The following is a 12,218-nucleotide window of genomic DNA, read 5'->3' on the forward strand; positions in this document are numbered from 1 at the left end:
AGGCAAGACGAGAATTTTCTGCTCCATGACATCCATGCAAAAGCCAGCCGTTCTGATCACCGGAAGCGCCACGCGCATTGGCGCCGAAATCGCGAAAGGGTTCGCGGCGTCGGGCTGGCATGTGGTGATCCATCACCTTACCTCGCATGATGAGGCAGAGGCTTTGGCCGCCTCCTTGCCTTCGGCTGAAACTGTTTCCTGTGATCTCAGCGACGAGACGGCATCGACCGGGATGATCGAAGACCTCGCCGCGTGTCTTCCCGGATTTCGCTGCCTTGTGAACTCGGCGTCGATTTTTCACTATGACAGTGCAACCAAACCCGACGCCGATACGAACCGGCAAGCAATGCAAGTGAACGCGCTGACCCCTGCCCTGATGACGCGGGCCTTTCTCGACATCGCGAAAGGTGATGCGCCTTTGTGCGCGATCCAGGTGACCGATATGAAGATCGAGAACCCCAATCCTGATTTCTTCAGCTACACCATGTCGAAACACGCGCTTGCTTCAACGATCGAGATGTTTGCGATGGAAGCAGGCGACACAGCGCGCGTCTATGGCATTGCTCCCGGAGCAATCCTGGCAAGCCATGATCAGACCGAGGATGAGACCGAAACTTCGCACCGCCTTAACTTGCTAGGACGCAAGACGGGCGCGGATGAGATTGTGGATGCAGCGCTGTTCCTGAGCACAGGTACGCTTAAAAGCGGCTCCACACTCTTCATCGACAGCGGTCAGCACCTGCTATCCCAGCCGCGCGATGTGATTTATCTGGCGCGTGAGCGGCAGCAGGCATGAAGCGTCACGCCCTCACGACCCGGCTTTGGCATTGGGTGAATGCGATCGCCTTCATCGTGCTATTTATGTCGGGCCTCAATATCTCCAACGCGCACCGGTTTTTATACTGGGGCGATTATGGCTTTGATCCCGCAGACGCATGGCTGGTGGTTCAACGCTTCCCTGCATGGATGACCATCCCTCAGCGCTATGACCTTGCCGAAAGCCGCGATTGGCATAATTTGTCTGCTTGGGTGTTTGCGCTGGGTCTATTCGTCATGTGGGTGATGAGCCTTATCAACCGGCATTTTGCCCGCGATATTGCGACCACGAAGAGCGATTGGAGTCCTCGCAATTGGCTCACCGCGATTAAGGAACATGCGCGCCCAGGTGCACATGGTGACCGCTCGTACAACGCGGTTCAGAAGATCGCTTACGGTCTTGTCCTTGGCGTGGGGCTCCCGATGATGATCGCAACCGGCCTTGCGATTAGCCCGGGCTTTGAAGTCATTGCCCCATGGCTGGTCGATGTTCTGGGCGGCCGTCAAAGCGCGCGGTCGCTGCACTTCCTGTTTGCCTGGGGTCTTGCGGGATTTGTCCTTATCCATCTTGTGATGGTTCTGTGGTCGGGGCCGCTCACGCAGATCACCCGAATGATCACCGGCGGGAAACGCTCAGGAGAGATCAATGCCTGATATTAGACGTCGCTCTTTGCTTGCCGGGATTGCCGCACTGCCTGCCGCAGGTTGCACGCAATTGGCAGAAAGCGAACCGGTGAGCGACCTGTTCGATGCCGCCGAAGATTGGCACCGCAAAGCCCATCGTACCCTCGCTTCTCGCCAAGCGCTCGCGCCCGAATATCCGCCCGATGAACGATCACCCGACATCAAGGGCAACGGCACGGTGCGGATCGATGATGCGAGCTACCGCGAGCAATTTGCGCAAGGCTTCCCCGATTGGCAGCTTCAGGTTCGCGGATTGGTCGAAAACCCACTCGCGCTTTCGATGGCTGACCTCAAAGCCCTGCCCCAACGCACGCAGATCACCCGCCATGACTGCGTCGAAGGATGGAGCGCGATTGCGGAGTGGAAAGGTCCCGTGCTCTCTGACCTGCTTGATGCGGCGAAGGTGAGCGAAAAGGCAAACTTCATCGTCTTTCGCTGCGCAGATGTGCTGTATGGTCGCGACTATTACGAGAGCGTCGATATGGTCGATGCCTATCACCCGCAAACCATCATCGCGCATGAGCTGAACGGAGAGCCCCTGCCCGAGAAAAACGGCGCGCCGCTGCGGGTGCGGATTGAACGGCAATTGGGGTACAAACACGCCAAATATCTGACCGCGATTGAGGCGGTGGAAAGCTTTGACGAGATCTACGGCGGCAAAGGCGGCTTTTGGGAAGATATCGGCGATTATCAGTGGTATGCGGGGATATGATTGCGCTTACTCGGGATATTTCCGGTTCATTGCGCCCCAGCACTCGCCGATAATCTCTTCTAAAATAGCCAGATCAATATCGGCAAGCTTATTCACATACACACATGACGCGCCTGTCTTGTGCTTTCCCATTCTCTCAAGCAGCCCATCGACCTTCTTGCCCGTCGCTTCGTCGCAATACCGGCCCATGAGATAGAGCGAATGCTTGGCTTTGCGCGGGCTAAAGCCGGAGCGGCACATATCGCCCTCGCGCCCACTTTCGTATTTGTAGTGATAACAACCATATCCAATGATCGTAGGGCCCCACATCTGTGGCTCCTCGCCCGTCACCTTACGAAAGAGCGCATCAAGCAGCTTGGCATCTTCGCGTTTTGATTGAGGCTCCACAGCCTCAATGAATTCGTCAACCGACATCGTTTTCGGAAGCGTTTTGGCCTCTCCCATGCTCTGCCCTCCCCATCCAAATCCCATTCTAGAATTGACAGGGTAACACATCGCACTGCAGACTTCGACAAAATGCAGAAGGGGACTGCGCGGGATATGTGGCTACTCGACAAATTCTTGGGCAAAGCGATCAAGCACGGAAAGCTGATCGTCACGGATTACCACGGGACAGAGCATTCCTATGGCCCCGGAGGAGAGTACGACCCGCTTGTCGGCGGGCGCGCCGGGCCAATCCGGATCACGCTGACAAACAAGAAGGCCGCCAATCACATTGTGCGCTATCCGCAAATGGGCGCAGGCGAGGCTTTTATGTGGGGCTGGCTGGTCGTCGAAGAGCCGCACGATATCCGCGACATGATCCTGTTCGTCACCATGAATGCAAAGCGTTTGGGCGACAATTCTCTCAAAGCCAAAGGCCCGCTGCGCAAGGCCTTGCAGAAGATGAAGGCGGCAGTTGATGGTATAAATTTGCGCGGTTCAGCCAGAGCCAATGCCGAACACACATACAACCTCACCCGCGAATTGTACGAACGCTTCCTCGATGAAGATCGCCAGTACACCATGGCCTATTACCGCGAGGATGATCCCACCAAAACGAGCCTCGAACAGGCGCAGATGGACAAGAAGGCGCATCTTGCCGCCAAGATGTTCCTGAAGCGGCCAGAGGACAATGGCGGCAAGCCTATGCGCGTGCTCGACATTGGCTGCGGCTGGGGCGGTTTCGCGCTTTACCTCAATAAGATGTATGATTGCGAAGTCCTTGGCGTGGCGCTGGCGCCTGACCAGATCGCCTTCTCGAACGAGCGCGCGAAGGAACTTGGCGTCGATGACAAGGTCAAGTTTGAGCTGTGCGATTACCGCGATGTTGAAGGGCAGTTTGACCGTATCTCGTCCGTTGGCCTGCTCGAACATGTTGGCACTATCCACTACCCGCAATTCTTTGAGCATACGAACAGATTGCTCAAGAACGACGGCGTGATGATTTCACACTGCTGCGGCCGCAGCGGCGCGCCGGGTTATACCGATGCCTGGACCCGCAAGTATATTTTCCCCGGCGGCTATATCCCTGCCCTTTCCGAGCTTGTCACCGAAAGCGAGAAGAACGGTTGGCAGGTGATGGACGTGGAAGCGATGCGCTATCACTACAGCCACACGCTTCAAGAATGGTACAATCGCACGGTCATGCATCGGCAAGAGATCACCGAGATGTATGACGAGGTCTTCTACCGCATGTGGCTGTTCTATCTTGCCGGGGCTGAGCAATCATTCCGCAACGGCACTATGGTCAATTGGCAGCTGCAATATGTGAAAGATCGCAGCGCCATCCCGATGACGCGCGAGTATCTCGAAGAGGAAAGCGCCAAACTGCGGGCACGCGGCGACATCCCCAGCTGGCGGTTTGATCCCGAGATTAAGGAAGCCGCAGAGTAACCGCTTGCCGCAAGCTATCTGTCGCTGGTCCGACATAGCCTTCGCAAAGCTTGCTTGATGCCACCAATGCTCTCACGGTAACCTTTCAGAAGAGGGAGCCGAATGGGAGACCATGAGCAAGAGACTTTTCGAAACCTTTCTGAAAAAGGGCATTAAGCATGGTAAGCTTGGTGTAGTGTACGCCGATGGCAGCTGCGCTGTGCACGGCGAGCCTGCTGACGGCTTTCCAGAGATCGTCGTGCGAATGGCAGACGATAGGGTGCCGCGCGACATCATCATGGACCCGCGCATTGGTGCCGCAGAAGCCTTCATGGACGGACGCCTTATCATCGAAGAAGGCGATGTGATGGGGCTCATCACATTGCTGCGGGCGAACAGCAAGTGGGAAAAAGGCGGAAATATCTCGCGGCCAAAGCTTTCGCGCAAACTCGTCAACAAAGCCGCCTTCGCCTTTGAGCAGGTCAACAGTGCGATCCGTTCAAAAGACAATGTTGCGCACCATTATGACATCGGGAACGATCTCTATGCCTTGATGCTGGATGATGAGCATTGGCAGTATTCCTGCGCCTACTGGCCAAATGACGATATGACCCTGGGCGAAGCACAGACAGCGAAGCTGGCGCATATTGCGGCCAAACTGGCGCTCGAACCGGGGCAAAAAGTCCTCGACATCGGGTGCGGCTGGGGCGGCATGACGATTTTCCTTGCCAAGCACCATGATGTCCACGTGACCGGCATAACCCTGTCAGAAGAACAAGCCACCCTCGCCCGCGAACGGGTTGAGGATGCGAGCGTTGGGGAAAAGGTCTCGATCGAACTCGTTGACTACCGCGACTTTGCAAAAGCTGGCCGCAAATTCGACCGCATCGTCTCTGTCGGCATGTTCGAACATGTCGGCAAAGCTCAGTTTGAAACCTTCTTCCAGGCGTGCGCCAACCTGCTTACCGACCAAGGCGTGATGCTGCTGCACACGATTGGCCGTATGGGTACACCGGGGATGACCGATGCCTTCACGCGCAAATACATCTTCCCCGGCGGCTATATCCCCTCGCTTTCCGAGACGATGATGGCGAGCGAGAAATATCGATTGATGGCAACCGACATCGAGATTTTGCGCATCCACTATGCCAAGACCATCCGCCAATGGTACGCCAACTGCATGGCGCACCGCGACGCGATCATCGACATGTATGATGAGCGCTTCTTCAAAATGTGGACCTTCTATCTTGCAGGCGCCGCGACCGTGTTTGAGTACGGCGGAATGTGCAATTTCCAGATCCAATACACACGTGACCGGCACGCCCTCCCGCTCACACGGGACTATATTGGCGAAACAGAAAAGACCCTTCTGGGCGGTTGAAAGTAGCTAGGCTCAGGACCTATTAATCCCACCTTCGAGGTTTGAAGCAAAATGGCCTTGTGCAAGGAGTAAAGAGGACCTATTAATCCCACCTTCGAGGTTTGAAGCAAAATGGCCTTGTGCAAGGAGTAAAGGCGCAGGAGTACCGGCGGTCTTTCAAACCTTTATGACGCAGCACGGGGCCATTTTGGTCAAATCCCTACGGGACGACGGAGGGATTAATAGGTCCTGAGCCTAGGCCGCCTTCTCCCGCCGCCGCGCGATGAATTCATAGACCGGACCAAACCCGAGCAGCGCTGCGCCCACAAATGGGGCGGCCACCACCCATATGCGCAGGCCTGTGATCCCTTCCGGGCTCGCAATGGTGATGCCCGCTGTGCAGCCGAGCCCGATACAGATCAGCAGCACGCCTGCGACAACCCGCGCGCGCGGAACAGTGCGGCCACCTCTGATCGGCCTGAATGTGCGCTCATGCTTTGCAAAGACCGCGATGAAGGGAAGCAACGCCGCAATGTAAATGCCAAGCCAAAGCGGGCGCGATGACCACCATTCACCGGTGCCCGGAACGCTGTCCAACCCGATCCCGCCAAGCGCGATCCACACGAATGTCATCACCAGCACAAAGGCGGTGAGGTGCCACAAGAACACCGTCATAATCATTCCGTTCATCAACACTGTCGCGGTCCAAACACCGACTTTGTCCAGCATCCGGCGGCCCGCAGGCTCAAGCGCGAGCACCAGCCCCACCTGCACCACACCCAGCGCCAGAAGCGCGAAGGTCGGTGGCAGCGAGTTGGAGAACCCGTCGGGCGCTGACACCATTGAAACCGGATAGAACCCGTAAACGGTGACAGAAATCAGAACACCAAGACCAATCGCAAACCACGCGATGGCGGACAGGCGGCTATCGAACTTCCCGTCCCTCCACGCAAAACCCAGCTGGTGGATCGCAAGGAACACCCACAGGAAATTGGTGAAACTGATGTAAGGCACGCTGTGCTCAAACCTCAGCCAATCGACCATAGCCGTGACAGGAACAAGAACCGCAAAGCTGAGCCAGCCGAACCGCTTCCACGCCTTCATGGCAAGCGGCGTGCAGGCCGTGACCAACAGGTAAACCGCCAGGAACCACACTGGGATAAGCGCCGCTTCTGTCGCCATGCGGATTTGATCACGGGGAAAGGCCACTTGTGTGAGCACCACGGCGATAACCGCCCAGACCAACAAAACCGGAAAAGTTGGCGCAATCAGCCGCTGTACGCGCGCAGCCAGCCAATCGCGGTAAACGCCTGTCTGTCCGGGCTCAGCTTTTCGCAAGGTCCCCTCCCAGCTCACCGAATTGGAATAGCCGCCAACGAGGAAAAACACGGGCATCACTTGGAAACCCCATGTCAGCCAATGCGTCCATTGCGATGTTTCGATCAGATCGCCGCGTTGCAGCGCGCCGGCGTCATCAACGTAAAGCCCCGCCATCAACCAATGGCCGAAAACCACAGCAAGAATGGATACCGCCCGGAGAAAATCGACCCAGCGATTGCGCTCTGGCGGCGTCATTTGCGCCATCTCGCGCGCTTTGTTCCACATAGCTAACACTAAGGTCTCTCCGATCCCGCTCTTCTATACCGCTCGTCTATCCCAATCGCCTATCAAAGCGTGCAGAAAATATTGGTGGCGCGCGGCCCCCTTGCAAGTTTAAGGGGCATCTGAACTGTGCAATAAGAGCCTGCTTCCCCTAAGAAATCGCTCTTGAATATTGATGAACAAAGGCTCCCAAATGTCCGATATTAAACGCGTTGTGCTTGCATACTCTGGCGGTCTCGACACGTCTGTCATCGCCAAATGGCTTAGCACCGAACGCGGGCTTGAGGTCGTGACCTTCACCGCCGACCTTGGCCAGGGCGAAGAGATCGAGCCTGCGCGCGACAAGGCCCGCGCCATGGGCATTCCTGATGAGCACATCTTTATCGAGGACTTGCGCGAGGAATTTGTTCGCGATTTCGTCTTCCCGATGATGCGCGCCAATGCCCGCTATGAAGGCGACTATCTGCTGGGCACGTCCATCGCGCGCCCGCTGATTTCAAAGCGTTTGGTCGAAATCGCCCATGAGACGGGCGCTGATGCCATCGCCCACGGCGCGACCGGCAAAGGCAATGATCAGGTCCGCTTTGAGCTGTCGGCCTATGCTCTTGACCCTAGCATCCAGGTGATCGCCCCGTGGCGCGAATGGGACCTTACCTCGCGCACCGCTTTGATCGCTTGGGCGGAGGCACACCAGATCGCTGTGCCAAAAGACAAGCGCGGCGAAGCGCCCTTCTCTACCGACGCGAACCTTCTGCACACCTCGTCAGAGGGCAAAGTGCTCGAAGACCCGTGGGAAGAGACACCGGATTACGTCTATTCGCGCACGGACCACCCGGAAAACGCGCCTGATACGCCGGAATATATCGAGATCGGTTTTGAGCGCGGTGACGGCGTTTCACTGAACGGCACAGCGATGTCGCCCGCCACATTGCTAACCGCGCTTAACGAACTTGGCCGCAAGCATGGTATTGGGCGCCTCGATCTGGTTGAAAACCGCTTTGTCGGCATGAAAAGCCGCGGAATGTATGAAACACCGGGCGGTGAGATTTATGCGGTTGCTCACCGCGGGATTGAACAGATCACCCTCGACCGGGGTGCGGCACACCTCAAAGACGAGCTGATGCCGAAGTATGCAGAGCTCATCTACAACGGCTTCTGGTTCGCGCCCGAACGCGAGATGTTGCAGGCTGCCATCGACCTTTCCCAAGAGAAAGTGAGCGGCACCGTGCGCGTGCGGCTCTATAAAGGTCTTGCAAGCGTCGTTGGCCGCAAATCACCCCACTCTTTGTATTCAGAGGCGCATGTGACCTTTGAAGATGATGCGGGCGCATATGATCAGCACGATGCAGAAGGCTTCATCAAGCTCAACGCGCTGCGCTTGAAGCTGCTTGCTGGCCGCGACCGGTAAACCGATTTGAGCATATCGACTCCGATTCGGACGAACTTTTGCGAGTCGTTTTAGGCTATTTCTCGGGCTAGTAATTTCGTTTAAGCCGAACTTTCCGAATAGAACCAAGCCGGAATCCTATCAGAGCCAATAGTTCCCGCTTTGACCAAGTAAATGCGACAAGGCGTTGAGTTGTCCACCGATGTCCACAAGTGATCTGGGCAAAAGTGGATAAGTCGCTCTTGCGCGGCTTGCGAAAAGCCGAATTCGGGCCCAATTTCAAATTGTCTTCGGGACGAGAAAGACTTCGAAAAAGGAACCGCAAGGCTCTGATTTCAGGAAGGTTTTTTCGAAACAAGGACACGGTTGTTGCTGTCCACGCAACTCTTGAGAAAAGACATGCATAAGACCTCGGTCAAGTGCGAGTCCGATCATTGAAAGAGAGGCGAAGCAAAACAATCGTTCAAGGCCGAAATAATGGCTGGCAATAGCTGATGGGTAAGAGCCTTTAGGGGCGACCACTTACCAGTGCTTGACTTGCCAACACCAGAATTGCGGTCTCGGCTATGCCAAGCGGCAGGTCCAAACAAGGGAAAGGCTTCGGCCAGACCTGAGGACGGGCAGGCAATGCGAAGCAAAGTCGGATGCCGGCGCGAGCGTCGGTGAGGAACCCGCGAAGCAAGGCGGCGATGGAAGGCGAAAGCTCGCAAGAGCAGAAACTGAAAGACGCAGCTGGACGCGGATTATACACCGATTGCCAAGTGTGCATCGGGACATGCGAGAGGCGAGGCTTGCCGAACCAAACGCAAGAAACGAAGCGCCCACGCGCAGGTGAGAGTGGGGTCGGCAGCAATGCCGGCCCCATTTGCATTGGGCCCCAGGTTGGCGTTCGGGTCCATGTGCCCGAACCCCTCACCCGAATCCCTCACCCGAATCCTTACCCGAATCCTTACCGTCGGCTCCTTGTTTCTGGACCTTGCTCTTTCCTACATCAGCTCAATCTGATTGAGTTCTTTGCGCTGGAATGAAAGCTGAAAACGGCCAGCAGAGCTCAGCGCAATAGTAATTTATGCTGCATTTGTGTATCGATTGGCCGCAATGGGAGAGAGATCGAACCTTTCGCGGGCACCAGCCCGGCCCTTTGCAAAAGGGCGCGGCCGTATCCGCATAGCGCAGTCTTTGACGCTTGCAGGTTGCTTGCTTCTAGCGCCGCTCAGCGCCTCATCGGCGCAAACGACCGACCTCTCCGCGCAATTCACAGCCACAACCGAGCCGGGTCTTTCAGCGACTGAAACCGATGCTTTTGCGCAGCCATTCGAAGACGCATTTGCCCCTCTCGAACAAGAGCTCATCGACGTTGACCTTGCTCTTCCGAACACAGCAGTGGACCTTGGAACTTTCGAGGCACCGCTTGAAGAGGAGCCTGATGAAAACGTTGGGTTGGACCTCGGAACGGGGGTTGCCTCTTACTACGGGCGCAAATTTCACGGGCGGCGCACAGCAAATGGTGAACGCTTCGACATGAACGCCATGACCGCCGCTCACAAGACGCTTCCCTTTGGAACGCGTGTCAGGGTCACAAACCAGCGCAATGGCCGCTCCGTAACGGTCCGCATCAACGACCGCGGACCATTCATCCGTGGGCGCACCATAGATCTCTCGCGCGCAGCAGCTGAGGAACTGGGTATGATTTCAAGCGGTCACGCTCAGGTCGAGCTCGACGTCTTAGCCCGCTAGAGTCAGAAGCGAACCGGATTTCGCTGCTTCAACTCCCCCAATCTGACGAACCGCCGCTTTCCTCGCCCCACCCATTGTCGCCCGCAAGTGAACTGTCGCTGCCTTGCGCATTCCAGACGGCCTCCGCCTCATATGCCGATACGACGGGCGCCATGCACTGATCATAGAACGCTTCCGCCTCGCTTTCGCGAAGCTCGAACTCACCACGCGCCTCAAGCGTTGCGCGCCCCTGGCGGTACATGCATTTGCACCCCGAACGGCTTTTGTGTGAGGGCAATCCTGCTTTCGCCAGTTCGTTTGTGCAAAAGGTGACGTACTCGCTCTCGCTCTTGAAACGCTGGTCCGGTCCGCCCGCTGCCATAATGCCGACAACGCCCACAACCACCAGCCCGATCGCGCCCCAATACCCGTTCACTGTCAATCCCCTCTTTCCAGACCTCACAAAGCTACGATCAGGGCATTGCGTTTGGGTTAACCCAGCCGTGTCACCCTGCCCACGCCCGGCACCACCGCTTGACAAGCCAAGCGCGGAGAGGAACGCTATTGCCCGTCGCTCGTACATTCAGCGAAAAGGGGCAAAAGCTTGGAAGGCTTCAACTTTCTACTAGAGGCGTTCATCCTCCTCATGGGCCTTGCCATGGCGCAGGTTCTGGGCGGCTTTGCCCGCGTCCTCAAGCTCAGAACCCGCAGGCGAGCCAGGAATCTCAGGGGCATCGACGACACCAACGCAGTGCGCATCGGCCTTCTCACCCCGCTGCTTGGTCTGTTCGTCATCGTCGACCAATCGACCTTTTTCCTCCACATGTTCAGCTTTCGCGAGGTCATGCCCTTCAACGGCGGCACGGTGATGGGCATCCTCCTGACCATCGGCTGGTACTATCTGATCGCAGCGATGACCTTCCCGGACGAGCCCGGCCTCTGGCCCGATTTCGACGAGTGGTTCTGGCAGCAGAAACGCTTTGTCGTAGGCGGCGTTATCGGAGTGAACGTGCTCAGCACCGCGGCCCAGTTCGCTTTCATCACGTCGGAGCAGAACGCCAAGGCCATTGAATCGATGACCCCGCTAACCGGCGTGGCGCAGCTGTTTGCCTTTGCCGCCCTGCCCATGATGATCTGGCTGTTCTTCAGCAAGAGCGCCCGCGTGTGCCAGTTCCTGCTGATCGGCATATTGCTGTGCACCGGCATTTTCGGCGCTCTCACTTTCACCACACAGCAACCCGGTTAAGCTCCTGAAAACCCGCGATTAACACCAAGTTTTGACACACTTGACACACTGTCCAGGGCCAAAAAAGTCGCACCCCCCGCACGCCCCCCTATTCCGTCGCCAATTCGCCGCGCTCCGGTGCCCATTCACCGCGCTCCGGCGCATCACCCAGCACCTCCAGCTGCTGGTCAAAGCCATAGGTCGCCTCCACCACCCGCCGGTCCTGCTCCAGCCGGTCCAGCCGCCCCAAGTGTGCCAGCAGCAGGCGCGAATCGTACCGCGTGCGCGTCGCCACCTCTTCGCCGTGATAAAAGACGGTCTCCTGCGTCCCGTTAAGCGCGCGGTCGGCCAGCACCTCTTCGACCTGCGGGCGCGCGCACAAAAGCGCTGCATCCCACAATTCGGAGAACAACAGGCACTCGCGCCGCATCCGGTACGCGGCCGAGCGCGACACCCCCACCGCCCGAGCCGCCTCCCGCACATTCCCCCACTGCGCCAGCACCCGCAAAAACTGCGCCTGAAGCTTGCGGGGAAAGCCCTTGCTCGTGGGAAGCTGCTCGCGGGCTTGCGCAAGGACGGGGGAGAAGTTTTGTGCGCGGTCGGACGTTTGAGGCATGGGGGCGGCTCCGGCTGGGGATTTGGGAGCCGGGGTATTTACGCGCAAAGCGCGGTGTAGGAAAACTCGAAGGTCGAGCGCCGTCCAAGTGCCCAACCCCTCCCGCTTGCGGGAGGGGAGCGAGACTTACTGAGCCGAAGGCGAAGCTAGTCGCAGCGGGGTGGGCCGCCATCCTGCCCCCTCGTCCGTCATCCTGAACGCCCCCACCGTCATCCTGAACGCACCCACCGTCATCCTGAACTTGTT

Annotated in this window: 12 protein-coding genes; 8 read left to right on the top strand and 4 right to left on the bottom strand. The window is 57.4% G+C overall.

Annotated features, from left to right (window positions below):
* The first annotated feature begins 25 nt into the window (after positions 1-25).
* Genes EH31_RS03450 through EH31_RS03460 form a run of 3 tightly spaced genes read left to right on the top strand, consistent with a single transcriptional unit; the run spans position 26 to position 2,212 of the window.
* Positions 26-796 carry an SDR family oxidoreductase gene (locus tag EH31_RS03450; RefSeq protein ID WP_034958090.1) on the top strand — a complete coding sequence of 257 codons (771 nt, stop codon included), beginning with the start codon at positions 26-28 and terminating at the stop codon, positions 794-796.
* A complete protein-coding gene (locus tag EH31_RS03455; RefSeq protein WP_034958092.1) occupies positions 793-1,470 on the top strand; it encodes a cytochrome b/b6 domain-containing protein in 678 nt (225 codons plus the stop codon). The genes EH31_RS03450 and EH31_RS03455 overlap by 4 nt, the downstream gene beginning before the upstream one ends.
* The gene (locus EH31_RS03460; RefSeq protein WP_034958094.1) at positions 1,463-2,212 is read left to right on the top strand and encodes a molybdopterin-dependent oxidoreductase; all 750 of its coding nucleotides are present in this window, start codon (positions 1,463-1,465) and stop codon (positions 2,210-2,212) included. Before EH31_RS03455 ends, EH31_RS03460 begins: the two co-directional genes overlap by 8 nt.
* A gap of 6 nt (positions 2,213-2,218) precedes the next feature.
* Here the strand turns inward: EH31_RS03460 and EH31_RS03465 are convergent, their stop codons facing one another.
* Entirely contained in the window at positions 2,219-2,656 is a 438-nt protein-coding gene (locus EH31_RS03465) for a DUF1801 domain-containing protein (protein ID WP_034958096.1), read from the bottom strand.
* A gap of 96 nt (positions 2,657-2,752) precedes the next feature.
* On the opposite strand from EH31_RS03465, the gene EH31_RS03470 reads away from it, so the two are divergent.
* Positions 2,753-4,087, top strand: coding sequence for an SAM-dependent methyltransferase (locus EH31_RS03470; RefSeq protein ID WP_034958098.1), 1,335 nt, complete (start codon positions 2,753-2,755; stop codon positions 4,085-4,087).
* A 112-nt stretch (positions 4,088-4,199) separates the two neighbouring features.
* On the top strand, positions 4,200-5,447 hold the full coding sequence (locus EH31_RS03475; protein ID WP_034958100.1) for an SAM-dependent methyltransferase: 1,248 nt from the start codon (positions 4,200-4,202) through the stop codon (positions 5,445-5,447).
* Positions 5,448-5,681: 234 nt separating this feature from the next.
* Here the strand turns inward: EH31_RS03475 and EH31_RS03480 are convergent, their stop codons facing one another.
* Positions 5,682-7,010 (bottom strand): acyltransferase family protein, encoded by a 1,329-nt coding sequence (locus EH31_RS03480; protein WP_206742005.1) that lies wholly within the window; start codon positions 7,008-7,010, stop codon positions 5,682-5,684.
* Positions 7,011-7,221: 211 nt separating this feature from the next.
* Between EH31_RS03480 and EH31_RS03485 the strand changes: the two genes are divergently transcribed.
* Together EH31_RS03485 and EH31_RS03490 are read left to right on the top strand one after the other, a co-directional pair.
* Positions 7,222-8,436, top strand: coding sequence for an argininosuccinate synthase (locus EH31_RS03485; RefSeq protein WP_034958907.1), 1,215 nt, complete (start codon positions 7,222-7,224; stop codon positions 8,434-8,436).
* A gap of 1,176 nt (positions 8,437-9,612) precedes the next feature.
* Complete coding sequence (locus EH31_RS03490) at positions 9,613-10,152, top strand: septal ring lytic transglycosylase RlpA family protein (protein ID WP_338390469.1); 540 nt, start codon at positions 9,613-9,615, stop codon at positions 10,150-10,152.
* A 28-nt stretch (positions 10,153-10,180) separates the two neighbouring features.
* On the opposite strand, the gene EH31_RS03495 is transcribed toward EH31_RS03490, so the two are convergent.
* Positions 10,181-10,567, bottom strand: coding sequence for a hypothetical protein (locus EH31_RS03495; protein WP_034958103.1), 387 nt, complete (start codon positions 10,565-10,567; stop codon positions 10,181-10,183).
* A gap of 168 nt (positions 10,568-10,735) precedes the next feature.
* On the opposite strand from EH31_RS03495, the gene EH31_RS16690 reads away from it, so the two are divergent.
* Positions 10,736-11,377 (top strand): hypothetical protein, encoded by a 642-nt coding sequence (locus EH31_RS16690; protein ID WP_152553442.1) that lies wholly within the window; start codon positions 10,736-10,738, stop codon positions 11,375-11,377.
* A gap of 88 nt (positions 11,378-11,465) precedes the next feature.
* Here the strand turns inward: EH31_RS16690 and EH31_RS03505 are convergent, their stop codons facing one another.
* On the bottom strand, positions 11,466-12,068 hold the full coding sequence (locus EH31_RS03505) for a hypothetical protein (RefSeq protein ID WP_152553443.1): 603 nt from the start codon (positions 12,066-12,068) through the stop codon (positions 11,466-11,468).
* Positions 12,069-12,218: the final 150 nt, after the last annotated feature.

This window comes from Erythrobacter longus, from assembly GCF_000715015.1.
Taxonomy (GTDB): Bacteria; Pseudomonadota; Alphaproteobacteria; order Sphingomonadales; family Sphingomonadaceae; genus Erythrobacter; species Erythrobacter longus.

Coding starts and splice junctions, on each gene's coding strand:
- EH31_RS03480 (WP_206742005.1), bottom strand. CDS start 7,010: ATGGCGCAAATGACGCCGCCAGAGCGCAATCGCTGGGTCGATTTTCTC.
- EH31_RS03460 (WP_034958094.1), top strand. CDS start 1,463: ATGCCTGATATTAGACGTCGCTCTTTGCTTGCCGGGATTGCCGCACTG.
- EH31_RS03470 (WP_034958098.1), top strand. CDS start 2,753: ATGTGGCTACTCGACAAATTCTTGGGCAAAGCGATCAAGCACGGAAAG.
- EH31_RS03465 (WP_034958096.1), bottom strand. CDS start 2,656: ATGGGAGAGGCCAAAACGCTTCCGAAAACGATGTCGGTTGACGAATTC.
- EH31_RS03485 (WP_034958907.1), top strand. CDS start 7,222: ATGTCCGATATTAAACGCGTTGTGCTTGCATACTCTGGCGGTCTCGAC.
- EH31_RS03455 (WP_034958092.1), top strand. CDS start 793: ATGAAGCGTCACGCCCTCACGACCCGGCTTTGGCATTGGGTGAATGCG.
- EH31_RS03450 (WP_034958090.1), top strand. CDS start 26: ATGACATCCATGCAAAAGCCAGCCGTTCTGATCACCGGAAGCGCCACG.
- EH31_RS03475 (WP_034958100.1), top strand. CDS start 4,200: ATGAGCAAGAGACTTTTCGAAACCTTTCTGAAAAAGGGCATTAAGCAT.